Genomic DNA, 25,247 nt, shown 5'->3' with positions numbered 1-25,247 from the left:
CATGCGGCAACCGGTTGCCACTTGTTGCCAGACGCGAATACGTTCGGCCTCGTGAAGGACCTCTCGACGGACGGCGGCGGGCGCACGGGCGGTGCCGCGGGCGCTGCTGGTAGCGCCGCTGGCGCGGGCGCCGCTGGTGCTCGCGCTGCCGCCGCTGGTGCTCGCGCTGCCGGCACCGCCGCTGGTGCCGCGCGTCGCGTCACCATCCGCGACATCGCCGACGCCACCGGGGTCGCCGCGTCCACCGTCTCCCGGGCCCTGTCCCTGCCCGACCGGGTCAACCCCGTCACCCAGGAGCGCATCCAGCGGGCGGCCCGCGAGCTCGGCTACGTCGCCAACTCGCAGGCCCGGGCACTGACCTCCGGCCGCACCCGCGCCGTCGCCGTGCTCGTGTCCGACATCACGAACCCCTTCTACTTCGACGTCATCCGCGGCACCCAGCACCAGCTCGCCGGGGCCGGCTGGACGCAGCTGCTCGTCGACACCGAGGAGTCCGCCGACGCCGAGATGGCCGCACTCACCGCCGTGGGGGCGAAGGCCGACGGGGTCGTGCTCACGGCGTCACGACTGTCCGACGCGCAGATCGCACGGTTCGCCGAGCGGATCCCCCTGGTCGTGGTGAACCGCCGACCCACCGGCGTGCCATCGGTGCTCATCGACACCCCCGGCGGGGTGGAGCAGGCGGTGCAGCACCTGGTGTCGCTGGGACACCGGGAGATCCTGTACGTCGCCGGGCCGGACAGCTCGTGGTCGAACGAGCGTCGGTGGCGCGCGCTCGTGCAGGTCGCCAAGCGCCTGGGGATCCGCGTCGCCCGAGTGGGGCCGCACGCACCCTTCGTCGACTCCGGCGCCGCGGCCGCCGACGCCGCCGTGCACGCCGGTGCGACCGCGTGCATCGCCTTCAACGACCTGATCGCCATCGGGATGCTCGCCCGGCTGCGGGAGCGCGAGGTCCGCGTCCCCGAGGACATGAGCATCGTGGGCTGCGACGACATCTTCGGCGCCGACTTCTGCAACCCGCCGCTCACCACGATGACCTCGCCGATCGAGCGGGCCGGCCGGGTCGCGATCCGGATGCTGCTCGGACGGCTCGGCGCCCTGCCCGCCGACGAACTGCCCGGGGAGCACATGTCCGGCGCCGTCGCCCTGCCCACCCACCTGACCGTGCGCGAGTCGACCGGGCCGGCACCGCGCGCCCACAACGACTGATCCCGCACTCGCCACCGGCGAACCCGCCGCCCTCGAAGGAGTCGATGATGACCCGCACCAGCACCCCCACCCGGCTCGCACCGCACCCCGACCGGCTGTTCCCCGCCGACCCCGGAGCGCGAGCCGTGGCACGCACCGTGTACGAGGCGGTCAAGGACGCCCCGATCATCTCGCCGCACGGGCACGTCGACGCTGCGCTGATCGCCTCGGACCAGCCGTTCAGCGACCCTGCGTCGCTGCTCATCACGCCCGACCACTACGTGCTCCGCCTGCTGCACGCGAACGGGGTGGACCTGGCCGCGCTGGGACGCGCGGACCGGTCGGGAACCAGCCCCGTTCCTCCAGGCCGTGCCATCTGGCGGCAGCTGGCGGAGCACTGGGACGACTTCCTCGGGACCCCCGTGCGCTACTGGTTCGAGACGGAGCTGCACGACGTGTTCGGGCTCGACCAGGCGCCGTCCGCGGCGAACGCGGACGACCAGTACGACCACATCGCCGGCCTGCTGGCGTCGCCCGCCTTCCGGCCACGCGCGCTCTTCGACGCCTTCGGCATCGAGGTCCTCGCCACCACGGACGGCCCGGCGGACGACCTCGCTGCGCACGCGCAGCTCGCCGCGGACCCCGGCTTCACCGGCCGGGTGCTCCCCACGTTCCGCGCGGACGCCGTGTTCGACCCGACGCGGTCGGACTGGAGGCCCGTGGTCGCGTCGATCGGCGAGGCCGCCGGCATCGACACGGGCACCCACGCAGGGCTGTTGGCGGCTCTCCGCGCACGTCGCCACTACTTCATCGAGCACGGTGCGACCGCCACGGACACCGGGGTGCTCGACGCGGGCTCCGCTCCCCTGCCGTCGAACGAGCGGGAACGCATCCACGCCGCGGCACTGCGCGATGCGTCGTCGGTCACCGAGGCCGAGGCGACGGCGTACCGGCACGACATGCTCTACCGCTGGGCGGAGATGAGCGTCGAGGACGGCCTCGTCATGCAGCTGCACCCCGGGGTGATCCGGAACCACCACACGCCGACGCTCGAGCGCTTCGGTCCGGACACCGGGCACGACCTGCCGGCCGTCGGGTCCTTCACCGAGCCGCTCCGGCCGCTGCTCGAGTCCTTCGGCACCGCTCCCGGGTTCCACCTCGTGCTCTTCACCGTCGACGAGACCGTCTTCTCGCGCGAGATCGGGCCGCTGGCGGGCTTCTACCCCGCCGTGTACGCGGGCGCGCCGTGGTGGTTCATCGACACCCCGGCGGCCATCGGGCGCTACCGGTCGGCCGTCACCGACTCCGCGTCGTTCACCAAGACCTCCGGGTTCATCGACGACACCCGCGCGTACTGCTCCATCCCCGCGCGGCACGACATGGCACGGCGGGCGGACGCGGCGTACCTGGCGTCGCTCGTGGTCACGCACCAGGTCTCCGAGGAGGACGCCGTCCGCACCGCCCGCCGCATCGTGTCCGACATCCCGAAGGCGACGTTCAAGCTCTGACGCTGGCGGGCGCCGCACTGCCGCGTGGTGCGAGGTTCCGTGCCTGGTGCGAGGGTTGCCGGGTCGCACGGAACACGGAACCTCGCACGCTTCGGCGCCGCGGCGGTACGGTCGGGCGCATGACGGAGCGGGTGACGGCGGCGTACAGCGCTCGGGCCGACGAGTACGCGGCGCTGCTCGGGTCGATGGACGCCGTCCATCCCGACGACCGAGCCCTCGTCGAGGCCTGGGCAGCCGGTCGCAGCGGTCCCCTGGTCGACGCCGGGTGCGGCCCCGGTCACTGGACGGCGCACCTCGCACGGCAGGGGCACCGTGTCAGCGGCATCGACGCGGCGCCTGAGTTCGTCGAGCACGCACGACGGACGCACGGCGCCGTGGACGCGGACATCGACTTCCGGGTCGCGTCGCTCGACGCGCTCCCGCTCGCGGACGGCAGCGTCGACGGCGTCCTGGCCTGGTACTCGGTGATCCACCACGAACCGTCGCGGATCGGTGGGGCACTCGCCGAGTTCCGTCGGGTGCTCACCCCCGGCGGTGGGCTGCTGCTCGGGTTCTTCGAGGGCGCCGCGGTCGAGGCCTTCGACCACGCCGTCGTCACCGCCTACCGCTGGCCGGTCGCGTCCCTGGCGGCGCTGCTGGACGGAGCGGGCTTCGACGTCGTGGACGTCCACACCCGCACGGCTCCGGAGCACCGGCCGCACGGGGCGATCAGTGCGGTGCGCCGCTGATCGCCGACGGCTGACGGCCGCCGCGCTGTCGATCAGGCGTCCGAGACCATCGAGGTCAGAGCAGCAGCGATCTCCGGCACGGAATCGAGTTCCCCCTCGGCGATCGCGACGATGAAGTCGTACGCCTGGTCGTTCGAGGCGTGGAGCCGGACGCCGTTCACGCCGAGGAAGACCACGAGCAGCATGAGCCCGAGGCGCTTGTTGCCGTCGACCAGGGCGTGGTTCCGGACGGCGGAGTGGACGAGCGCCGCCGCCTTCTCGACCAGCGTCGGGTAGGCGTCGTTCCCGCCCACCGACGCGGCGGGTCGCGCGACCGCCGCCTCGAGCAGTCCGACGTCGCGGATCGCGTAGTCAGCTCCCAGGGTCCGACGAGCGACGTGCAACGCCTCGTCGGTCGTGAGGTGGATCACTTGCCGAGTCGTTCGAGCGCCTCGGCGTAGCGCGGGAGTTCTCGGTCGAGGATGCCGTCGATCAGATCGCTGCGGCTGTGCTGCTCGACGTACTCGCGGATGGCGGCGCGCGCGACGTCCTGCATCGAGCGCTCCTCGAGGTCAGCACGCTTGCGCAACGCCGCTGCCTCGTCGTCGTCGAGTCGGAGGGTCATGGCCATGGGGTCGATGGTATCAAGAGTGGTATCTGAACGCGCGGCAGTGATCGTGGTCATGGAGCGACGGTACGAGCGTCCCCCTCGACGCGGACGGGACCGGGGATCGGTTGGGGACGGCGACGGCCGCGCTGCGCCCTGTGGAGGAACTGCCCGGATCCGTCGCAGGTCGTCGACGTCCGTCAGGCGGTGGTGACCGCGAGCGCGGCGAGGATCTCCCGCACGGTGTCGTCGACCGATCCGTCGATCGACACCGCGACGGCGGCCTCGTCGGGCTGCGGCCGCTCGAGGGTCGCGAACTGCGAGTCGAGCAGCGTCGTCGGCATGTACTCGTGCTGGCGGTGGGACTGCCGTTCGGCGATCAGGTCGCGCGACCCGTCGAGGAAGGCGATGACGAGACCCGGCGCCGACTCGCGCAGACGGTCCCGGTAGGCACGCTTGAGCGCCGAGTTCGCCATCACGCACCGGGAGCCGTCCGATTCGACCGCGGCGATCCGCTCGGCGCAGGCGTCGAGCCACGGCCAGCGGTCCTCGTCGGTGAGCGGGATCCCCTGCCGCATCTTCTCCTTGTTGGCGACCGGGTGCAGGTCGTCGGCGTCGACGAAGACGCACGGTTCGCCCTGCGCGACCAGGGCGTCGGTGAGCGCCTGGCCGATGGTGGACTTGCCGGAGCCGGAGACCCCCATCACGAGGACGGGCGGGTGGACAGCGAGCTCGCTCATCCCTCCACAGTATTGATCCGGTGAACTCTGGTCCCCAGTTCCCGCAACACCTGTGCGATCCCAGACCGCCGGTCGTAGGTTGGGCGCCAACGTCAGGACAAAGGAGGCCCCCGTGGCAGACAACAACGGTCAGGCGAACATCGGAGTCGTCGGACTCGCAGTGATGGGCTCGAACCTCGCCCGCAACCTCGCATCGCGCGAAGGCAACACGGTGGCGGTCTACAACCGCACGTACGCCCGCACCGAGGAGCTGCTCCAGGAGCACGGTGACGCCGGGTTCATCGCGTCCGAGGACATCGACGGGTTCGTCGCCTCGCTGTCGAAGCCCCGGACCGCCATCATCATGGTGCAGGCCGGCAAGGGTACCGACGCCGTGATCGGACAGCTCGCCGAACGCTTCGAACCGGGCGACATCATCGTCGACGGCGGCAACGCGAACTTCCACGACACCATCCGACGTGAGCACGACCTGCGCGAGAAGGGCCTGAACTTCGTCGGTACCGGCATCTCCGGCGGCGAAGAGGGCGCCCTCAAGGGTCCGTCGATCATGCCCGGTGGCTCGAAGGAGGCCTGGGAGACGCTCGGGCCGATCCTGAAGTCGATCGCCGCGGTGGCCGAAGGTGAACCGTGCGTGACCCACATCGGCACCGACGGCGCCGGGCACTTCGTCAAGATGGTGCACAACGGCATCGAGTACGCCGACATGCAGCTCATCGCCGAGTCGTACGACCTGCTCCGTCGCGTCGGCGGGCTCTCGGTGGAGGACCTGGTGCAGGTCTTCGACGAGTGGAACAAGGGCGACCTCGAGTCCTACCTGATCGAGATCACCGGCGAGGTCCTCAAGCAGCGCGACGCCGACACCGGCAAGCCGCTCGTCGACGTCATCCGTGACGCGGCCGGCTCGAAGGGCACCGGCGTCTGGACCGTGCAGAACGCCGTGGGCCTGGGCATCCCCGTCTCGGGCATCGGCGAAGCCGTGTTCGCCCGCGCCGTGTCGTCGAAGCCGACGCAGCGTGCCGCCGTGCAGCAGTCGGTCAAGAACCGTCCGCAGATCGCCGAGGTTCCGGACACCTTCGCCGACGACGTCCGTGCGGCGCTCTACGCCTCGAAGGTCGTCGCGTACGCACAGGGATTCGACCTCATCATCGCCGGGGCGAAGGAGTACGGCTGGGACATCGATCTCGGCAACGTCGCGAAGATCTGGCGGGGTGGCTGCATCATCCGGGCCCAGTTCCTGAACCGCATCGTCGAGGCGTACGCCGAGAACCCGAAGCTCGAGTCGCTGCTGGTCGACCCGTACTTCGCGAACGCGGTCGCCGAGGGCGAAGCCGCCTGGCGCCGCATCGTCGGCATCGCGGCCGCGTCGGGCGTCCCCGCTCCGGGCTTCTCGTCCGCGCTGTCGTACTTCGACTCGCTCGCGTCCGACCGTCTGCCGGCGTCGCTGATCCAGGGCCAGCGCGACTTCTTCGGCGCACACACCTACCAGCGCATCGACAAGGACGGCACCTTCCACACGCTGTGGTCCGACGACGACCGCCGCGAGGTCGAGCAGGAGCCGTCCACGCACTGACGACCGCACCCGCTGCCGACCACGGAGGTCGGTGCGGGTTCGGCAAGGAGGGCCTCGCTGAACCCGGGGCCCTCCGCTGCGTCAGGCGACGATGCGTTCCCGTGCCAGGTCGGCGACGAGCCGGTCCAGCCGTGGACCGCGCCCGAGCAGCCGACGCGAACCGGGGGCGGTCCGGACGAAGAACGTCGCCACCGCGGGGGTGTCGTCCGGTCGTACGTGGTGGATCGCCACCGCACACGCGCGGCGAGCACCAGCGGAACCGCCAGGGCGCTCGGAGCCACCGTCTCGCCCCGAGCCGTCCGAGCCGTCGACGCCGTCCGCCACGTCTTCCAGTCCGACGTGCACGACACGACTCCACCGGATCACGAGCAGCCGGGTCGCCCGCCGTTCGTCGAGTTCCCACAGGGAGGCCTCGGTGGCACCGAAGGCCCAGGTCACGCGCGAACCGAGGTGGGTGTCCGGACGGACTTCGTCGACGATGCCACGGAGTTCCGGTGTCGGCGCCGCCGGGACGAGCCACACCGTCGGGTCGATCCGCCGGATGGCGAGCGCGAGGGCCTCGTCCGCCTGCCGCCGCCGTGCCGTCGCGGTCCGCACGACGGCGACCACGATGACCACGACGCCGAGCGCGATCGCGCCGAACTCGACGATGCCGTACCAGGAGAGGTCGACGCCCGGCGCCGTCGAGACGACGACGATCCGGGTGATCAGGAGGACCAGCCAGACGGCGACGATGACCCAGCGCAGGGTGGCGAGTCGACGTGCTGGAGACATCGGTGTCCGCCGTGCACCGCGGGCACGACCGGACCGCGGGACACCATCCGGACGCTGCAGCACGGTCCGATCCTCCCACGAGCCGCGCGCCACCTGCTGGCCGAACCCGATGAACGCGCGGGGAAGCGCGCACACACAGCCCACGAGCGGCCGGGCGACCTACGCTCGGGCGGTGACCACCGAGACGACGGACGAACCGATCGGTCGACCGACGGCGGGTCCGTCGGACGGCCCGGGCGGGCCCGATGCCCCTTCGACCCGACGTTGGACGCTGATCGCCGCGATCGTCGGCGTCGTGGCCGCCGCCGCGTTCCTCGGTGTCGCCGAGTTCGGCGCGCTGCTGCTCGGCGGAGCGGGCAGCCCCCTGGTCGCCGTCGGGTCCGCCGTCATCGACCTCGCGCCCCCGGGTGCGAAGGACTTCATGGTCGCCGTGTTCGGCACCGGGGACAAGGTCGCCCTGTTCGTGCTCATGACGGTGATCGTCATCGCGATCAGTGCCGGTGCCGGTGTCCTCGAACGTGTACGACCGCCCTTCGGTGCACTCGTGTTCGCCGCCGGTGGTGTGCTGGCGCTGCTTGCCGTCAGCACCCGCTCGGGCAGCGGGACGCTCGACGGCGCCCCGACGGTCCTCGGCATCGCGGCAGCGGTGGTCGTCCTGCGTCTGCTGCTCCAGCGGTTGCGCCGGTGGGAGGCCGCGGCGACCGTGCCGACGGCGGCACCGCGACCCGCCTCGGCGGAGCGCCGCACGTTCCTGGTCTGGGGCGTCGCGACGGCGACCGTCGCGATCGTGGTGGGCACCGCCTCCCGGCTGGGGTCCTCCGCGATGCAGGCGGCCGCTGCTGCCCGGCGGGCCATCCGGCTGCCCGCCGCGGCGACCGCTGCACCGGCGGTCCCCGCGGGTGCGTCGCTCGACGTCGACGGCATCACCCCCTACATCACGCCGAACGCCGACTTCTACCGGATCGACACGGCCCTGCGGGTACCGCAGGTCGACCCCGCCGACTGGTCGCTCCGCATCCACGGCGCGGTCGAGAACGAGATCACGCTGACGTGGGACGAGCTGCTCGCACTGCCACTCGAGGAGCACGTGGCCACCCTGAGCTGCGTGTCGAACGAGGTCGGCGGTGACCTCATCGGCACGGCCCGCTGGCTGGGCTACCCCATCCGGAAGCTCCTCGCCCGGGCGCGTCCGACGGGCGACGCCGACATGGTGCTCTCACGGAGCATCGACGGGTTCTCCGCCGGCACCCCGCTCGACGTGCTGCAGGACAACGGCACCGCGGCGCTGCTCGCGGTCGGGATGAACGGCGAGCCCCTGCCGACCGAGCACGGGTTCCCGGTGCGGATGGTCGTGCCGGGCCTGTTCGGGTACGTCTCGGCGACGAAGTGGGTCACCGAGCTCGAGGTCACCCGGTTCGCCGACGCGCAGGGCTACTGGACCCCGCGTGGCTGGTCGGAGCGTGGCCCGGTCAAGCTCGAGTCCCGCATCGACACCCCGCGGAACGGGTCGACGGTGACCGCGGGCAAGCCCGTGGCGATCGCCGGGGTCGCGTGGCAGCCGCACAAGGGCGTGAAGGCCGTCGAGGTCCGCGTCGGAGGCGGCGACTGGCAGCGCGCCGAACTCGCCGACTCGGTCTCCGCGGACACCTGGCGGCAGTGGGTGGTGCGGTGGACGCCGACCGCCGGCTCGCACCGCATCGAAGTGCGCGCGACCAGTGCGGACGGCGAGGTGCAGACGAGCGTGGACCGGCCGCCGGCGCCCAACGGTGCGACGGGCTGGCACACGGTGACGGTCGACGCGCGCTGACGCTCCGGCGCGGGATCGCGCGACACGCCCGCTGACTGCCGTCGAGGTGGCAGAAAGCGTCGGTTCGTGGGCGCCCAGGAGACACTTCGTGCCACCTCGGCGTACCTGAGCGACATGTCGTGACCACTCGGCGCCGGCGAGCTCCGGTCACCCGACGGCCTGGAGGCCCGGTGCCGGCCCGCCCCGCCCCTCGCCCCGGCCGCGCGACACGCCACGTGCGTCACGCCGAGGGTGCAGAAAGCGTCGGTTCGCGGACGCGCAGGCGACACTTCGTGCCGCCTCGACGAACCTGAGCGGCATGTCGTGACCACTCGGCGCCGGCGAGCTCCGGTCACCCGACGGCCTGGAGGCCCGGTGCCGGCCCGCCCCGCCCCTCGCCCCGGTCGCGCGACACGCCACGTGCGTCACGCCGGGGGTGCAGAAGGTGTCGGTTCGCGGACGCGCAGGCGACACTTCGTGCCGCCTCGACGAACCTGAGCGGCATGTCGTGACCACTCGGCACCACGGCCAGGCAGACCAGGACCAGTCGGGCAGACCGGGGTCAGGCGTGCAGGGTCGCGACGACGCAGGTGCCGTCGACCTCGGCGTCCCGCTCGACCACGGCGGAGAAGCCGGCGGCCGTGAACGCAGCGGCGGACGCCTCGGCCTGGGCCTCGGACACCTCGATGACGACGGCACCACCGGGACGGAGCCACTCCCCCGCACCCGCTGCGATCCGGCGGTGCAGGTCGAGGCCGTCCACACCTCCGTCGAGGGCGACGCGGTGTTCGTGCTCGCGGGCCTCGGCCGGCATGAGCTCGATCGAGGCCGTCGGCACGTAGGGGGCGTTCACCGCCATGACCGTCACGGCCCCGCGGAACCGATCGGGCAGCGGCGCGAACAGGTCTCCGGCGACGACGATGCCGCGGTCGCCGATGTTCTCGGCTGCGACGTCGACGGCGTCCGGGTCGATGTCGCTGGCGACGAGGTCGAGCGCGCCGACGCGGCCGAACAGGGCGACCGAGATCGCGCCGGCACCGCAGCACAGGTCGACCACGCGGTCGTAGCGCTGCAGCCGACGCGCAGCCTGCTCGACGACGATGGTGGTGCGGGCTCGCGGCACGAAGACCCCGGGGGTCACCCGGATGCGATGCCCGTCGAAGGCGGCCCAGCCGAGCACGTACTCGAGCGGCTCACCGGCCAGCCGACGCTGCACGAGGCTCCGGAGTCGCACCGGCTCACCGTCACCTGCCTCGAGCAACAGGTCGGCTTCGTCCTCGGCGAAGACGCTCCCCGCGGCCCGGAGCCGGGCCGCGAGGGCGTCACGCGCGGGATGTGTCAAGCGGCGCCGTCGAACATCGACGTCACGGAACCGTCGTCGAAGACCTCGTGGATGGCACGGGCGATGAGCGGGGCGATCGGCAGGACCTCGAGGCGGTCCCAGCGCTTGTCCATCGGCAGGGGCAGGGTGTCCGTCACGACCACGCGGTCGATGAACTCGCTCTGCAGCAGCTCGGTGGCCGGGTCGGAGAACACGGCGTGGGTCGCGGCGACGACGACTCCCGTGGCGCCGGCGTTCTTGAGCGCCTCGGCAGCCTTGGCGATCGTGCGGCCGGTGTCGATGAGGTCGTCGACGAGCAGGCACACGCGGCCGCTGACGTCACCGACGATCTCGTGCACCGAGACCTGGTTCGGCACGAGCGGGTCGCGGCGCTTGTGGATGATGGCGAGCGGGGCGCCGAGCTTCTCGGACCAGATGTCGGCGACACGGACGCGGCCCATGTCGGGCGACACGACGGTGAGCGTCTTCGGGTCGAGGATCTGGCGGAAGCGCTCGAGCAGCACCGGCATGGCGAACAGGTGGTCGACGGGGCCGTCGAAGAAGCCCTGGATCTGCGCGGCGTGCAGGTCCACGCTCATGATGCGGTGCGCGCCGGCGGCCTTGAACAGGTCGGCGACGAGGCGGGCCGAGATCGGCTCGCGGCCGCGGCCCTTCTTGTCCTGACGGGCGTACGGGTAGAACGGCGCCACGACCGTGATGCGCTTCGCCGAGGCACGCTTCAGCGCGTCGACCATGATGAGCTGCTCCATGAGCCACTCGTTGATCGGCGCGGTGTGCGACTGGATGACGAAGGCGTCGCAGCCACGGACCGACTCGTCGAAGCGGGCGTAGAGCTCACCGTTCGCGAAGGTCCGGGCATCGGTCGGCACGAGGTCGACCCCGAGCTCCTCCGCGATCTCGGCAGAGAGCGCCGGGTGTGCTCGCCCCGAGACGAGGACGAGTCGTTTCTGGCCGGTTGTCTTGATTCCGGACAAGTGCGGTGCTCACTCCCTGACCCACGAGGGGTCGATGTCGGCGACGGGTGGTCGCCGGGATCTATTCGCCGTTCGCGAGCCGAGCAGCCTCGGCCGCCGGTGTGCCGGGTCGGTGTTCCTCGACCCATCCGTCGGTGTTGCGCTGTGGGGCGTAGCTGATCGCGAGCGATCCTGCCGGAACGTCCTTGCGGACGGTGGTCCCGGCACCGGTGTACGCACCGTCACCAATCCTAACGGGGGCGACGAACACGTTGTGCGAGCCTGTACGGACGTTCGAGCCGACCTCGGTGCGGTGCTTGTGCACGCCGTCGTAGTTCGCGGTGATGGTGTTCGCGCCGATGTTCGAGTCCTCGCCCACCTCGGCATCGCCGATGTAGGACAGGTGCGGGACCTTGCTGCCCCGGCCGATCCGGGCGTTCTTCGTCTCGACGAAGGTGCCGATCTTGCCGTCGTCACCGAGGATCGTGCCCGGCCGCAGGTAGGCGAACGGGCCGACCGAGGCACCGTCCCCGATCACGGCGAGGGTGGCGTCGACGCGGTTCACGGTGGCGCGGGCGCCGACCTCGGTGTCGCGCAGCGTGGTGTCCGGTCCGACGACGGCACCGGCGGCGATCGCGGTGGCGCCGATGAGCTGGGTGCCGGGCAGGACCTCTGCGTCGGGCTCGATCGTGACGTCGAGGTCGATCCAGGTGGTCGCCGGGTCCTGCACGGTGACGCCGGCGAGCTGGTGGCGGCGGACGATGCGGGCGTTGAGTTCCCGCGCGGCGTCGGAGAGCTGGGCACGGTCGTTGATGCCGGCGACGAGCCACGGGTCGGTCAGGGTGACCACGTCGATGCGCCCGCCGCGCTCGCTGATCAGCGCGGGAGCGTCGGTGATGTACTTCTCGCCCTGGGCGTTCGCCGTGGTGAGCGACGGCAGGGCCGCCCGGAGGCGTGCCACGTCGAACGCGTAGATGCCCGCGTTCGCCTCGGTGATGGTCAGCTGCTCGGCTGTCGCGTCCTTGTGCTCGACGACGCTGACGAAGGCGCCGGAGGCATCCCGCACGATCCGTCCGAGGCCGGTCGGGTCCGGGGCGATCGCACTCACGAAGGTCGCCCCGTTGCCGCCACCGACGTGGGCGTCGACGAGGAGCCGGAGCGATGCGGCGTCGAGCAGCGGGACGTCGCCGGACAGCACCACGACGGCGCCGTCGAAGTCGGCGGGCAGCGCTTCGACCGCGACCTCGACCGCACGGCCGGTGCCGGGGACGTCGTCCTGGTCGACGACGATCGCGTCGGGGGCGCGCTCGACGACCTCGGCCGCGACGAGGTCACGCTCGTGCCGCACGACGACGGCGACGTGCTCGGGGCTGAGCGACGACGCCGTGCGCAGGACGTGCCCGATGAGCGGCAGTCCGGCGAGCCGGTGCAGCACCTTGGGCGTGGACGACTTCATGCGCGTGCCCTGCCCGGCGGCGAGGACGACGACGGCGATGCGCTGGTCGGTCATGCACCCATCCTGGCGCACCGCGACCCGGGCCGCCCGACGCGACCACGGCCCTGTGCGGAACCGTGCGCACAACCGCAGCCTGTGGACGGACGGGAACCGCGCCTCCAGGCCGCCTGACGGGGAGCACTGGCAGACCCCGCACGCCGAGGATCAGGCCCGCGCGCCCTGCGGTTCCCGCTTGACGAACGCCATCAGCACCAGCCCGGCGACGAGCACGACCACTACGCCGAGGATCCCGAACCGGGTCGACCCACCGACGGTCACCGCGACGCCGAACAGCGCCGGCGCGAGGAACGACGCGGCCCGGCCGGTGGTGGCGTAGAGGCCGAAGAGCTCGCCCTCGCGGCCGGGGGTCGTCAGCCGCGCCAGGTACGCGCGGGACGACGACTGCACCGGGCCGACGAACACGGCGAGGGTCAGCCCGAGCACCCAGAACCACTGCGTCTCGTTGCCGGCGGCGAAGACCCCGACCCCGCACACGGCGAGGCCGACGAGCGAGACCATGATGAGCGCACGCGACCCGAACCGGTCGTCGAGGCGTCCGGAGACGAACGTCGCGATGCCGGCCACGACGTTCGCGGCGATGGCGAACAGGATGACCTGCGACGGCGTGAACCCGAACACCTGCGCGGCGACGATCCCGCCGAACGTGAAGACGGCCCCGACACCGTCGCGGAACACCGCGCTGGCGAGCAGGAACGCGAGGACGTTGCGGCGCTCGCGCCACAGCCGCGCGATGTCCCGGCCGAGGTCCGCGTAGGCGCTGAACACGCCGCCGCCGCGGGTGCGGTCGGGCACTGCCTCGGGCACGGTGAGGAACAGCGGGATCGAACTGACGGCCAGCCAGACGGCGGCGATGCCGATCGCGACGCGGACGTCCCACTGCCCGGTGGCGACCGTCGCCGGCAACTGCAGGAGCCCGCCGACGACCCCGTCGCCCCGGAAGTCCTGGATGCAGAGCACGAGCAGCAGGACGAGCAGCACGATCCCGCCGAAGTACCCGGCCGCCCAGCCGATGGCGGAGACGCGGCCGGTGCGTTCCCCGGAGGCGACCTGCCCGATCATGGCGTTGTAGCCGACGCTCGCGATCTCGTAGGCGACGGTGCCGATGCCGAGCAGTGCAGCTCCGAGCAGCAGGTACGGCTGGCTCGGCGCGACGAAGACCATGCCCCCGATCGACAGCGCGACGCCGATGGTGGCGATGAGGACCGACCGGCGGCGGTGTCCGGACGAGTCCGCGAGCCGCCCCATGGCCGGTGCCACCAGGGCCACGACGATCCCCGCGATGGTCAGTGCGGTGGACACGACGGCCGCGTTGTGTGCGAGCTCGCGTTCGACGATCGCCTTGCCGGCCGCGGACGTGTCGCCGACGAGCGCCGGGTCCACGAACGCCCGGCTGGCCAGGTACGTGCTGAACACGAAGGTGGTGACGACCGCGTTGAACGCGGCGGAACCCCAGTCCCAGAGCGCCCAGGAGACGAGCGCGCGCCGGTCGGTGCGCTGCGGCACGACGGCGGCCGGTGAAGCGGTCATGCGCGAACCGTAGCGCGTGCCGGTGACGCGGCGGTGGCCCCGTTCCGGGTCACGTGCGGGACGGGAGGCGCGGGGCCGGGCCGCCCCGCGCCTCCAGTCCGCACCGTGCGTGCGTCGTCACCCGGTGCGAGCTTCCACGCACCGTGCCCGGCGGCAACGCCGCACCAGGCGGCCGACACCGCACCATCCGACAGGCCGCGCACCGTGCGGGACGGGAGGCGCGGGGCGGCCCGGCCCCGCGCCTCCCGTCCGCACCGTGCGTGCGTCGTCACCCGGTGCGAGCTTCCACGCACCGTGCCCGGCGGCAACGCCGCACCAGGCGGCCGACACCGCACCATCCGACAGGCCGCGCACCGTGCGGGACGGGAGGCGCGGGGCGGCCCGGCCCCGCGCCTCCCGTCCGCACCGTGCGTGCGTCGCCACCCCGTGCGAGCTTCCACGCACCGTGCCCGGCGGCAACGCCGCACCAGGCGCGCGACGCGGCCCGGACCGGCGAAACCCGCACCGTGCTCGCTCAGGCGGGGACGCCGCCGGGGTAGACGACGGACTTGAGCGACTCCGGGTCGGTGTCGCTCTCGAGGGCCTCGCGGACGTCGTCGAGCCCGAAGCGACCGGTGACGAGCGAGTCGAGGTCGACCTGCCCGGACGCGACCAGCTCGATGGCGACCGGCCACGTGTTCGTGTACCGGAAGATCCCGGTGACCGTGACCTCGAGGTTCTGGATGTGCTCGACCGGCAGCGTCATCTCGGAGTTGCCGAGCCCGACCAGCACCGCGGCACCCGCCGGACCGACCGCCTTGATGCCGTCCGACACCGCACGGGGTGCACCGCTGGCGTCGATGAACGCGTCGACGGGGACGATGTCGGACGCGACGGACACGGCGGTGGGGTCGACGACCTCGGTGGCGCCGTACTCCAGGGCCCGCGCACGACGCTCCGGCACCAGGTCGCTGACGACGATGCGCGAGGCACCGAAGGCCTTCGCGACCTGGGCACAGATGATGCCGATGGGACCCGCGCCGGCGATGAGCACCGACGAACCGGGCACGATGCCCGCCTTGCGGACAGCGGCGATGCCCACGGACAGGGGTTCGAGGAGCGCGCCGGCCTCGAACGAGACGGCGTCGGGCAGGACGTGCGCGAACTCGGCCTCGATGGTGACGAACTCGGTGAAGGCCCCGTCGACCGGCGGCGTCGCGTAGAAGCGCATGTGCGGGCAGAGGTTGTAGCGGCCAGCCAGGCACTGCGCGCAGCGGTGGCAGGGGCGCTGCGGCTCGATGGCCACGCGCTCCCCCACGCGGGACGGGTCGACGCCCTCGCCGACGGCCTCGATCGTGCCGGAGAGCTCGTGCCCGAGGACGAGGGGCTCCTCGACGACGAAGTCGCCGATGCGGCCGTGGCGGTAGTAGTGCACGTCGGAGCCGCAGACCCCCACGGCGGCGACCCGGACGAGCACGTCGCCGGGGTCGACGGCCGGGACGGGGCGGTCCTCGACGGTGAGGTCCTGGGTGCCGAGCAGGACGCTGGTGCGCTGGGTGGAGGTCATGCGGTTCTCGCTTCCTCGGCCGCGTCGTCGCGGCCGGACGTGTGGGTGGTGGAGGGGGCGGCTGCGGGCGCCGCGGACATGGTCGCCGGTGCCGGTGCCGCCGGCATCGTGGCGTCGCGCAGCAGCTCCGCGAAGCCGATCTCGGCGGCGCCACGGACCAGGACGTCGCGGCCGAGTGCCGCCGGGACGATCCGGAGCCGATCGGTCATGGCGGCCATCGTCTGCGCCCGGACGTCGGTCTCGACCCGGTCGCCGACGTGTCCGAGCAGCGCACCGAGGAACCCGCCGAGCACGACGACCTCGGGGTCGACGGTGTGGATGGCGTTCCGCAGTGCGGTCGCGAGTGCGGTGACCTGTCGGTCGACGACCCGCTCGACCTCGGGGCGGCCCTCGGCGAGCGCCGCGGCGAGCGCATCGAGGTCGTCCGGCGGGGTCCCGGTCACCGCGGTGAGGGCGGAGCGTGAGGCCTCGGTCTCCAGGCAGCCGACCGCACCGCAGTGGCAGCGGATCCCGTTCGCCGCGACGAAGGTGTGCCCGAGCTCGCCCGCGTACCCGTCGGCGCCGCTGAAGGGTCGACCGGCACTGACGATCCCGCCACCGATGCCGCTCGCGCCACCGTTCAGGTAGACGAGGTCGTCGACGCCGCGGGCGCTGCCGTACAGCCGTTCCGCCCAGGCACCGAGGTTGGCGTCGTTCGCGGCCCGGACCGGCAGCCCCAGGCGTTCCGCGAGCGGTGCGGCGAGGGGTTCGTCACGCCAGCCGAGGTGCGGGGCGTCGCGCACGGTGCCGTCCTCGACCCGCACGATGCCGGGCACGGCGACGCCGACCCCGACGATCCGGGCCGCCGGTCCGGTGCGGGCGAGGAGTGCTGCGAGGACCCGGGCGACGGCGTCGATCGCCTGCGCCGCGGTCGGCACGGTGGTCTGCGGCTCGACCAGCCGGTCGCGGACGGTGCCGTCGAGGCCGACGAGGGCGACCCCGACGGCGTCGATCTCGACCGTGACCGCGGCGGCGAGGACGTCGGCGGACGCCCGGACGACCCCGCTCGGCCGTCCGACACCGGCACCGGGGGTCCCCGCGGCGGGGGTCTCCTCGTGCACGAGCCCGGCGTCGACGAGTTCCCCGACGAGCGCGAGGATCGTCGAGCGGTTCAGGCCGGTGCGCCGGGTGAGCTCGGCGCGGGTGACGGGGCCGTCCTCGTGGACGAGCCGGAGGACGCGCGCGGCGTTGCCCGGCGTCGCCGTGGGCTGCCGTGCCATGGGTCCTCCTCGGTGGTGGGTGGGGTCGTGGTCGGCCGGTCAGCGCGACTGCGAGAACGCGGCGTCGAACGAAGCGTCCGGCGGCGCGATGGTACCGAGCTGCCGGACGAACGCCAGCGCCTCGGGCCCGCCGACGAGCCGGTCCATGCCGGCGTCCTCCCACTCGACGCTGGTCGGGCCGGCGTACCCGATGTGGTTCAGCACGCGGAACACCCGCTCCCACGGCACGTCTCCGTGGCCGGCGGTGACGAAGTCCCACCCGCGCCGGGGGTCGCCCCACGGCAGGTGCGAGGACAGCCGCCCGTTGCGCCCGTCGAGCTGCTTCACCGACTCCTTGCAGTGCACGTGGTACACCCGGTCGGCGAAGTCGAGCAGGAACGCCGCGGGGTCGAGGTCCTGCCAGACGAAGTGCGACGGGTCGAAGTTGAACCCGAACGCCGGCCGGTCGCGGAACACCTCGAGGGTCCGCGCAGCGGTCCAGTAGTCGTAGGCGATCTCGGACGGGTGCACCTCGAGCGCGAACCGGACCCCGACCTCCTCGAAGACGTCGAGGATCGGTGACCAGCGGTCGTGGAAGTCCTGGTACCCGGCGTCGATCATCCCCGGGGGCACGGGCGGGAACCCGGCGACGGTCTTCCAGATCGACGAGCCGGAGAATCCGGTGACGGTGTCGACGCCGAGCGCCGCGGCGGCACGGGCGGTCCACTGCAGTTCCTCGGCCGCACGCTGCCGCACGCCCTCGGGGTCGCCGTCGCCCCACACGTGCGGCGGGACGATGTCCTCGTGCCGCTGGTCGATGGGGTCGTCGCACACGGCCTGGCCGACCAGGTGGTTGGCGATCGTCCAGACCTGCAGCCCGTTGCGTTCCAGGATCGCCTTGCGCTCGGCGACGTACGAGGGATCCGTCGCGGCGCGCCGGACGTCCAGGTGGTCACCCCAGCAGGCGATCTCCAGCCCGTCGTAGCCCCACTCGCCGGCGAGCCGGGCGACCTCTTCGAAGGGCAGGTCGGCCCACTGTCCGGTGAACAGGGTGACCGGCCTGGAGGCCCGGGTCGTCTCCGTCGTGTCGCTCGCGTCCGTCGTCGTCATCGTCGTCGTCCTTCTTCGCGGTGGTCGGGTTCCGTCACCAGGATCCGGGTGCGGACCCGGCGGGGACGGTGGCGGGTCGCTCGACGCGCGAGTGCACGTCGACGACCGAGTGGGCTCGGGCGGCGGCGGAGACCGCCTCCATGACCTCGAGCACGTGGAACGCGAGGTCGCCGGAGGCTCGGTGCGGCCGGTCCGTCGCGATCGCGTGGGCCATGTCGGCGAGACCGTAGCCGCGGCCGGCGTCGGCGTACCCGGCGGCGACCGGCAGGTCGCGCCACGAGCGGTCGTCGGCGGTGGCGATCGACACGGTGTCCGAGAACCGGTTCGGGTCCGGGACGCCGAGGGTGCCGGCGGTGCCGTACACCTCGAACAGCGGGGCGCGGGTGGCCCACACCTCGAACGAGACGGTGACGGTGGAGACCACGCCGTTCTCGTGCTCGAGGATCGCGACGACGTGCGTGTCGATGTCGACCGGGATCGACGTGCCGGCGTTCGGCCCGGTCGCGATCGTCCGTTCGCGGGTGGAGCGGGTGGCGCTGCCGCTGACCCGGACGACCGGCCCGAAGAACGTGACGAGGCTGGTCAGGTAGTACGGCCCCATGTCGAGGAGCGGTCCGCCGCCCGGCTGGTAGTAGAACGCCGGCGCGGGGTGCCAGAGCTCGTGCCCGGGTGCGCTCCAGGCGACGGCGGCACCGACCGGGGTGCCGATCGCGCCGTCGTCGAGGGCGGCCCGTGCGGTCTGGATGCCGGTGCCGAGGACGGTGTCCGGGGCGCTGCCGACGCGCAGACCGGCGGCGCGGGCTGCTTCGAGCACCGGTGCGGCCTCGGCGGTGGACATCGCGAGCGGCTTCTCGCCGTAGACGTGCTTGCCGGCGGCGAGGGCCCGGGTGGCGATGTCGGCGTGCGCGGCCGGGATCGTCAGGTTGAGCACCACGTCGACGTCGTCGGCGGCGAGCAGGTCGTCCACGGTGGTGCCGCGAACGCCCTGCGCTGCACCGACCTGCTGGGCGCGGGCGACGTCGAGGTCGGCGACCGCCACGAGCGACAGCCCGGGCAGCGCCGGGAAGTGCTCGAAGTACTGCTGGCTGATGACCCCGACGCCGACGACACCGACGCGGAGCACCCCTTCGTTCACCGTGCTGCCCACAGGAGTCCCCGTTCGATGATGGTGCGGAGTGGCTGCGACTCGACGACCTCGAGGCGGTGCCCTGGTGCGGAGACGAACACGCGGCCTTCGCCCCACTGCCGTGTCCAGATCGCCGGTGCGGTGACCGGTCGGTTCCAGGCGTCGAAGTCGCGCGCGTCCTGGGTGGTGGTCGCGAGGACGTCGTTGTACTCGTCCGACAGCACCCAGTACTGCTCGGTGACGAGGTCGAAGTCCTCGATGCCCTGCGTGATCGGGTGTTCGTGCCCGAGGTCGGTGAGGTGCACCGTGTAGGGGATGTAGTTGTCGGACTGTTCCCCGACGCGCTCGTCGGGGTGCTTGCCGGCGTGGTGGGCGAACTGGCCACCGACCATGTGCAGGTAGTCGGCGGTGTTCCGGAACGCGTCCGCGATGCCACCGTGCCAGCCGGCCAGTCCGGCGCCGCCCAGGACCGCGCGCTGCAGCCCGGCGAACTCGTCGTCGGCGATGGTCGACATCGTGACGACCTGCACGATCAGGTCGACCTCGTCCATGACGGCGGCGTCGGCGTAGACGGCCGTCGAGTCCGACACCCGGACCTCGAACCCGTTCTCGCGCAGGAACGGGACGAACAGGTCGGTGGTCTCGACGGGCTGGTGGCCGTCCCACCCGCCGCGGACGACGAGCGCCTGGCGGGTCTGCTCGGCGGCGCTCACGAGGTCGCCGTCCAGGTGCTGCCGGTTGCGGCGCTGCGTTCGACCGCGTCGAGGACCCGCTGCACGTGCAGGCCGTCGGCGAACGACGGCGACGGGTCGGTGCCGGCGACGATCGCGTCGACGAAGTCCTTCACCTGGTGGCTGAAGGTGTGCTCGTACCCGATGAGGTGCCCGGTCGGCCACCACGCGGCCATGTAGGGGTGCTCGGGCTCGGTGACGAGGATGCGGCGGAACCCCTGCTCCCCCGCCGGGGCGTTCGACTCGTACAGCCGGAGCTCGTTCATCGCCTCGAGGTCGAATTGGATCGCGCCCTCGGACCCGCTGATCTCGAGCGTCAGACCGTTCTTCCGCCCGGTCGCGTAGCGCGTGGCCTCGAACGTGCCGATCGCACCGTCGGCCGCGCCGCCACCCAGGCGGGCGGTGAAGAACGCGGCGTCGTCGACGGTGACCTGCCCGCGCTCGCTCGACGCGGTGCCGGAGAGCCCGACCCCCTCAGCCATCAGCGGACGCTCGGTCACGAAGGTCTCGAGCGTGCCGGAGACGGTGGCGAGCGACGCGCCCGTGACGTGCTCGACCAGGTCGATGGCGTGCGCGCCGATGTCACCGAGCGCACCGGAGCCGGCGAGCGACTTGTCGAGGCGCCAGGTCATCGGGCCGTCCTCGTCCGCCAGCCAGTCCTGCAGGTAGAGCGCGCGGACCTGGCGCACGGTGCCGATCCGGCCGTCCTGCACCAGCTGGCGCGCGAACGCGATGGCCGGCACCCGGCGGTAGCTGAACCCGACCATCGCCCGGACACCCTGTGCACGGGCGGCGTCGGCGGCGGCGGTCATCGCCTCGGCCTCGGCGACGGTGTTCGCGAGCGGCTTCTCGCACAGGACGTGCTTGCCGGCCTGGAGCGCGGCGATCGCGATCTCGACGTGCGAAGACCCCGGGGACACGACGTCGACCACGTCGATGTCCGGATCGGCCACGACGGCGCGCCAGTCGGTGGACGCCGCCTGCCAGCCGTACTGCTGCCGGGCGGCCTCGGTGCGTTCGGGATCACGCCCGACGATCACCGCCATCTCCGGCTCGGTGCCGAGGTCGAAGAACCTGGGGGCGGTCCGCCACGCCTGTGAGTGTGCGGCTCCCATGAAGCCGTGCCCCACCATCGCGACCCGCAGTCGTTGCTGCACCGTCGACTCACTTGCCATCCGCTCGCTCCTTTGCGATCACGTGCTTGCCACAGCCAACACTACCGCTTATGTTGGGCGCGGCAACATTTTGTTTCGACGACGAACGGTGACCACCATGGCAACGACGCCCACCCGTGCAGACAAGTTCTCCTTCGGTCTCTGGACCATCGGCTACAACGGCTCCGACCCCTTCGGCGGGCCGACCCGACCCGCCCTCGACGTGGTCGAGGCGGTCGAGAAGCTCGACGAGCTCGGGGCCTACGGCCTGACCTTCCACGACGACGACCTGTTCGCGTTCGGTTCGACCGACGCCGAACGCCAGACCCAGATCGACCGCCTCAAGGGCGCGCTCGAGTCGACCGGGCTCGTCGTGCCGATGGTCACGACGAACCTGTTCTCCGCCCCGGTCTTCAAGGACGGCGGCTTCACCTCGAACGACCGGCAGGTCCGCCGCTTCGCGCTCCGCAAGGTGCTCCGCAACATCGACCTCGCCGCCGAGCTCGGCGCGTCGACGTTCGTCATGTGGGGTGGCCGCGAAGGCTCCGAGTACGACAGCGCCAAGGACGTGCAGGCCGCGCTCGAGCGGTACCGCGAGGCCGTCAACCTGCTCGCCCAGTACGTCACCGACAAGGGCTACGGCATCCGGTTCGCCATCGAGCCGAAGCCGAACGAGCCCCGCGGCGACATCCTCCTGCCGACCCTCGGCCACGCGATCGCCTTCACCGAGACGCTCGAGCGTCCGGAGCTGTTCGGCATCAACCCCGAGGTCGGCCACGAGCAGATGGCGGGCCTGAACTTCACGGCCGGCATCGCCCAGGCGCTCTACCAGGGCAAGCTCTTCCACATCGACCTCAACGGTCAGCGCGGCATCAAGTACGACCAGGACCTGGTGTTCGGTCACGGCGACCTGCAGAACGCGTTCTCGCTCGTCGACCTGCTCGAGCACGGCGCCCCGCAGGGCGGCCCGGCGTACGACGGCCCGCGCCACTTCGACTACAAGCCGAGCCGCACCGAGGACATCACCGGCGTCTGGGACTCCGCGTCGGCCAACATGCGCATGTACCTGCTCCTCAAGGAGCGTGCGCAGGCGTTCCGCGCCGACCCCGAGGTGCAGGCAGCGCTCGAGGCCTCCAAGGTCGGCGAGCTGTCGACGCCGACACTCAACGACGGCGAGTCGTACGACGCGTTCCTCGCCGACCGCTCCGCCTACGAGGACTTCGACGCCGACGCCTACTTCGGCGGCAAGGGCTTCGGCTTCGTCCGCCTGCAGCAGCTCGCGATGGAGCACCTCATGGGCGCGCGGAATTGAAGGCAGACGCGCCAGCGGCTGCATTCCGCGCGCTGAGGCGGCCTGCCGCCGAAGTGGCTGAGAACACGGACGAGCGCCAGCTCGTCGCCGGCGTCGACTCGTCGACCCAGTCCTGCAAGGTCACCATCCGCGACGCCGCGACCGGTGCGGTCGTCCGCGAGGGACGCGCGTCCCACCCGGACGGCACCGCCGTCGACCCCCGCCACTGGTGGGACGCCCTCGGTGCCGCCGTCGCGGACGCCGGTGGCCTCGACGACGTCGGTGCCGTCGCCATCGCCGGGCAGCAGCACGGCATGGTCGCGCTCGACGCCGACGGTCACGTGGTCCGCGACGCCCTGCTCTGGAACGACGTCCGCAGTGCGGACGCGGCCGCGCAGATGGTCGACGAGCTCGGCCAGGAGGCGTGGGTCGCCCGGACGGGGCTGGTGCCGGTCGCGTCGTTCACCGGTACCAAGCTGCGGTGGCTCCGCGACGCGGAGCCCGAGAACGCGGCCCGCGTCGCGGCCGTGGCGCTCCCCCACGACTGGCTGTCGTGGCGGCTCCGCGGGTACGGACCGGCGGACGAGAGCCCGCTCGGCCCCGACCTCGACGCCCTGGCGACGGATGCGTCCGACGCCAGCGGCACGGGGTACTGGGACCCGGTGCGCCGCGAGTACGACCCGGAGCTGTTCGAGCTCGCGCTCGGGCGGCCGATGCGTCCGGCGTCGATGGGTGACGACGACGCCGTGGTCGTGCCGCGCGTGGTCGCTCCCGACGAGGCGATGGGCACCCTGTCCACCGACGTCGAGCTGCCCGGCGGCGCGGTCGCCCGGTCCGGCCTCGTCGTCGGTGCCGGACTCGGCGACAACGCCGGGGCGGCGCTCGGCCTGGGTCTCGGCCCGGGTGACGTCGCGGTGTCCCTCGGCACGAGCGGCACGGTCTTCGGGGTCAGCGACGCCGAGGTGCGTGACCCGAGCGGGACCGTGGCGGGCTTCGCCGACGGGACCGGGTCGCGCCTCCCGATCGTCACGACGCTCAACGCGGCCCGCGTGCTCGAGGTGATCGGCGGCCTGCTCGGCGTCGACCACGACGCACTCGGCGAACTGGCGCTGCAGGCGCCGGCCGGGGCCGACGGCCTCGTCCTGGTGCCGTACTTCGTCGGCGAGCGCACGCCCAACCGGCCGGACGCGACCGCATCGCTGCTCGGCATGACGCCGGCGACCACCGACCGGGCGCACCTGGCCCGGGCGGCCGTCGAGGGGATGCTCTGCGCCCTCGCCGACGGACTGGCCGCGGTGCAGGACACCGGGGTGACCGTCGAGCGGTTGCTGCTCATCGGCGGCGCTGCGCGGAACCCGGCGGTCCGCGCCGTCGCCGCGCAGGTGTTCGGCCGTGACGTCCTGGTGCCGGAGCCCGGCGAGTACGTCGCCGCGGGTGCTGCGAAGCAGGCCGCGTGGGCGCTCACCGGTGCCCTGCCGACGTGGGACACCGCGACGACCACCGTGCCGTCCGACCCGCACCCCGAGGTGCTCGAGCAGTACCGCGCCGCGGCGCGCTGACCGACGCACCGGATCCGACACTCCCCGCCCCCGGCGCCCTCCACCAGGGCGCCGGGGGCATCATCGTCCCCGGAGGACACCCATGCCACTGACCGACCTGCCCCTCGACGCGCTCCGCGCCCACCGCTCGGACGTCCGTCGTCCCGCTGACTTCGACGCCTTCTGGGCGGACACGATCGCCGCCGCCCGGACCGCGGGCGAGGGCGTCGAGGTGACCCTCGTGCCGGCCGAGACCCCGGTGACCGGGCTCGTCGTCGAGGACCTGACGTTCCCCGGGTTCGCCGGTGACCCGGTGCGGGCGTGGGTCAACCGTCCCGTGACGGACGACCCGGGCGCGCTGCCGGTCGTCGTCGAGTTCCTCGGCTACGGCGGTGGCCGTGGTCGGCCGGGCGAGCGCGTGCACTGGGCCCTCGCCGGGTACGTGCACGTGGTGATGGACACCCGCGGCCAGGGCTCCGGGTGGGCCGGCGGCGACACCCCGGACCCGCACGGCTCCGCACCGCACGCCAGCGGCTGGATGACGAGCGGCATCGGCTCGCCCGCCGACCACTACTACCGCCGCGTCTACACCGACGCCGTGCGACTCGTCGAGGCGGTGCGCACGCTGCCCGGGATCGACCCCGAGCGCATCGCCCTGACCGGCGGCAGCCAGGGCGGCGGCATCACGATCGCCGCAGCGGCCCTGGTCGAGGCACACGTCGGACCGGTCGCCGCGGTGCTGCCCGACGTGGCGTTCCTGGCCGACTGGCGGAACGGCACCGACGTCGCGGTCGGCGGGCCGTACCTGGAGCTCGCGCAGTACCTCGCCGTCCACCGCGACGCGGCCGACACCGTGTGGGCGACCGCCGCGTACCTGGACGGGGTCAACCACGCCGCCGGCGTCACCGCCCCGGCGCTGTTCTCAGTCGCGCTGATGGACGACGTCGTGCCGCCGCGCACGACCTTCGCCGCGTTCAACGCCCTCGGCTCCACCGACCGCGAGATCGTCGTGTACCCGTACAACGGGCACGAGGGCGGGGGCTTCCGGCACTGGGAGCGTCAGGCGGCGTTCCTGGCGGACCGGCTGCAGCACTCCGTCAGATGAAGTAGTGGTGCCGGTGGTGGGGGCCGGCGCTCCCGCCACCGACGTCGTAGTGCACGGTGAGGGTCTGCTCCCAGTCGCCGCGGTGATCGCCCCACTCGAACAGGATGCTGTCCGGCACGACGTCCGACTGGTGGAGCAGGACCCGCTCCGCCAGCCCGATCAGCCGCTGTTGTCGGGTACGCACGGATCG

The 25,247-nt window shown here is 72.6% G+C and carries 23 protein-coding genes; 8 read left to right on the top strand and 15 right to left on the bottom strand.

What is annotated here, in order from left to right; genetic code table 11:
• The first annotated feature begins 51 nt into the window (after positions 1–51).
• The 3 genes from DEI98_RS14225 (at position 52) to DEI98_RS14215 (ending at position 3,424) form a co-directional block, all read left to right on the top strand.
• Positions 52–1,209 carry a LacI family DNA-binding transcriptional regulator gene (locus tag DEI98_RS14225; RefSeq protein WP_181438048.1) on the top strand — a complete coding sequence of 386 codons (1,158 nt, stop codon included), beginning with the start codon at positions 52–54 and terminating at the stop codon, positions 1,207–1,209.
• A 47-nt stretch (positions 1,210–1,256) separates the two neighbouring features.
• A complete protein-coding gene (gene uxaC, locus DEI98_RS14220) occupies positions 1,257–2,696 on the top strand; it encodes a glucuronate isomerase (protein ID WP_111101091.1) in 1,440 nt (479 codons plus the stop codon).
• 119 nt (positions 2,697–2,815) lie between these two features.
• Positions 2,816–3,424 carry a class I SAM-dependent methyltransferase gene (locus tag DEI98_RS14215; RefSeq protein ID WP_111101090.1) on the top strand — a complete coding sequence of 203 codons (609 nt, stop codon included), beginning with the start codon at positions 2,816–2,818 and terminating at the stop codon, positions 3,422–3,424.
• A 32-nt stretch (positions 3,425–3,456) separates the two neighbouring features.
• Here DEI98_RS14215 and DEI98_RS14210 read toward each other — a convergent pair whose 3' ends face one another.
• From DEI98_RS14210 to DEI98_RS14200, 3 genes are all read right to left on the bottom strand, one after another.
• A complete protein-coding gene (locus tag DEI98_RS14210) occupies positions 3,457–3,834 on the bottom strand; it encodes a type II toxin-antitoxin system death-on-curing family toxin (protein WP_110865036.1) in 378 nt (125 codons plus the stop codon).
• Complete coding sequence (locus DEI98_RS14205) at positions 3,831–4,034, bottom strand: ribbon-helix-helix protein, CopG family (protein ID WP_175330845.1); 204 nt, start codon at positions 4,032–4,034, stop codon at positions 3,831–3,833. The genes DEI98_RS14210 and DEI98_RS14205 overlap by 4 nt, the downstream gene beginning before the upstream one ends.
• 176 nt (positions 4,035–4,210) lie before the next feature.
• Positions 4,211–4,750: a gluconokinase gene (locus DEI98_RS14200; RefSeq protein ID WP_111054909.1), complete on the bottom strand. Its 540-nt coding sequence runs from the start codon at positions 4,748–4,750 to the stop codon at positions 4,211–4,213.
• 112 nt (positions 4,751–4,862) lie between these two features.
• Between DEI98_RS14200 and gndA the strand changes: the two genes are divergently transcribed.
• A complete protein-coding gene (gndA, locus tag DEI98_RS14195) occupies positions 4,863–6,320 on the top strand; it encodes an NADP-dependent phosphogluconate dehydrogenase (protein ID WP_027464472.1) in 1,458 nt (485 codons plus the stop codon).
• An 81-nt stretch (positions 6,321–6,401) separates the two neighbouring features.
• Here the strand turns inward: gndA and DEI98_RS14190 are convergent, their stop codons facing one another.
• Entirely contained in the window at positions 6,402–7,094 is a 693-nt protein-coding gene (locus DEI98_RS14190) for a hypothetical protein (RefSeq protein WP_146243532.1), read from the bottom strand.
• A 172-nt stretch (positions 7,095–7,266) separates the two neighbouring features.
• Between DEI98_RS14190 and DEI98_RS14185 the strand changes: the two genes are divergently transcribed.
• A complete protein-coding gene (locus DEI98_RS14185) occupies positions 7,267–8,901 on the top strand; it encodes a molybdopterin-dependent oxidoreductase (RefSeq protein WP_111101108.1) in 1,635 nt (544 codons plus the stop codon).
• A gap of 541 nt (positions 8,902–9,442) precedes the next feature.
• Here DEI98_RS14185 and DEI98_RS14180 read toward each other — a convergent pair.
• From DEI98_RS14180 to DEI98_RS14135, 10 genes are all read right to left on the bottom strand, one after another.
• On the bottom strand, positions 9,443–10,222 hold the full coding sequence (locus DEI98_RS14180; RefSeq protein ID WP_111101088.1) for a putative protein N(5)-glutamine methyltransferase: 780 nt from the start codon (positions 10,220–10,222) through the stop codon (positions 9,443–9,445).
• Positions 10,219–11,196 carry a ribose-phosphate diphosphokinase gene (locus tag DEI98_RS14175; RefSeq protein ID WP_027464468.1) on the bottom strand — a complete coding sequence of 326 codons (978 nt, stop codon included), beginning with the start codon at positions 11,194–11,196 and terminating at the stop codon, positions 10,219–10,221. The genes DEI98_RS14180 and DEI98_RS14175 overlap by 4 nt, the downstream gene beginning before the upstream one ends.
• 61 nt (positions 11,197–11,257) lie before the next feature.
• A complete protein-coding gene (gene glmU, locus DEI98_RS14170; RefSeq protein ID WP_111095811.1) occupies positions 11,258–12,685 on the bottom strand; it encodes a bifunctional UDP-N-acetylglucosamine diphosphorylase/glucosamine-1-phosphate N-acetyltransferase GlmU in 1,428 nt (475 codons plus the stop codon).
• A gap of 150 nt (positions 12,686–12,835) precedes the next feature.
• A complete protein-coding gene (locus DEI98_RS14165; protein ID WP_111101087.1) occupies positions 12,836–14,218 on the bottom strand; it encodes an MFS transporter in 1,383 nt (460 codons plus the stop codon).
• Positions 14,219–14,732: 514 nt separating this feature from the next.
• Positions 14,733–15,764 carry an NAD(P)-dependent alcohol dehydrogenase gene (locus DEI98_RS14160; protein WP_111088870.1) on the bottom strand — a complete coding sequence of 344 codons (1,032 nt, stop codon included), beginning with the start codon at positions 15,762–15,764 and terminating at the stop codon, positions 14,733–14,735.
• Positions 15,761–17,023 carry an ROK family transcriptional regulator gene (locus DEI98_RS14155; protein ID WP_111047435.1) on the bottom strand — a complete coding sequence of 421 codons (1,263 nt, stop codon included), beginning with the start codon at positions 17,021–17,023 and terminating at the stop codon, positions 15,761–15,763. The genes DEI98_RS14160 and DEI98_RS14155 overlap by 4 nt, the downstream gene beginning before the upstream one ends.
• A 39-nt stretch (positions 17,024–17,062) precedes the next feature.
• Positions 17,063–18,112, bottom strand: a complete 1,050-nt coding sequence (locus DEI98_RS14150; RefSeq protein ID WP_110865026.1) for a sugar phosphate isomerase/epimerase — start codon at positions 18,110–18,112, stop codon at positions 17,063–17,065.
• Between the two features lie 34 nt (positions 18,113–18,146).
• A complete protein-coding gene (locus tag DEI98_RS14145) occupies positions 18,147–19,259 on the bottom strand; it encodes a Gfo/Idh/MocA family protein (protein WP_111101086.1) in 1,113 nt (370 codons plus the stop codon).
• A complete protein-coding gene (locus DEI98_RS14140; RefSeq protein WP_110865025.1) occupies positions 19,244–19,951 on the bottom strand; it encodes a ThuA domain-containing protein in 708 nt (235 codons plus the stop codon). Before DEI98_RS14140 ends, DEI98_RS14145 begins: the two co-directional genes overlap by 16 nt.
• Positions 19,948–21,144 (bottom strand): Gfo/Idh/MocA family protein, encoded by a 1,197-nt coding sequence (locus DEI98_RS14135; RefSeq protein WP_258370877.1) that lies wholly within the window; start codon positions 21,142–21,144, stop codon positions 19,948–19,950. The genes DEI98_RS14140 and DEI98_RS14135 overlap by 4 nt, the downstream gene beginning before the upstream one ends.
• Before the next feature lie 97 nt (positions 21,145–21,241).
• On the opposite strand from DEI98_RS14135, the gene xylA reads away from it, so the two are divergent.
• The 3 genes from xylA (at position 21,242) to DEI98_RS14120 (ending at position 25,057) form a co-directional block, all read left to right on the top strand.
• Positions 21,242–22,435 carry a xylose isomerase gene (gene xylA / locus DEI98_RS14130; RefSeq protein WP_110894460.1) on the top strand — a complete coding sequence of 398 codons (1,194 nt, stop codon included), beginning with the start codon at positions 21,242–21,244 and terminating at the stop codon, positions 22,433–22,435.
• 53 nt (positions 22,436–22,488) lie between these two features.
• The gene (gene xylB, locus DEI98_RS14125) at positions 22,489–23,973 is read left to right on the top strand and encodes a xylulokinase (protein WP_111101085.1); all 1,485 of its coding nucleotides are present in this window, start codon (positions 22,489–22,491) and stop codon (positions 23,971–23,973) included.
• An 82-nt stretch (positions 23,974–24,055) separates the two neighbouring features.
• Positions 24,056–25,057: an acetylxylan esterase gene (locus tag DEI98_RS14120; RefSeq protein ID WP_111101084.1), complete on the top strand. Its 1,002-nt coding sequence runs from the start codon at positions 24,056–24,058 to the stop codon at positions 25,055–25,057.
• Here DEI98_RS14120 and DEI98_RS14115 read toward each other — a convergent pair.
• Positions 25,050–25,241 (bottom strand): hypothetical protein, encoded by a 192-nt coding sequence (locus tag DEI98_RS14115; protein WP_111101083.1) that lies wholly within the window; start codon positions 25,239–25,241, stop codon positions 25,050–25,052. The genes DEI98_RS14120 and DEI98_RS14115 overlap by 8 nt on opposite strands.
• Positions 25,242–25,247: the final 6 nt, after the last annotated feature.

Origin of the sequence: Curtobacterium sp. MCLR17_034, assembly GCF_003234485.1 — a bacterium.
Taxonomy (GTDB): Bacteria; Actinomycetota; Actinomycetes; order Actinomycetales; family Microbacteriaceae; genus Curtobacterium; species Curtobacterium flaccumfaciens.
This window is presented reverse-complemented; position numbering and strand designations above follow the sequence as displayed.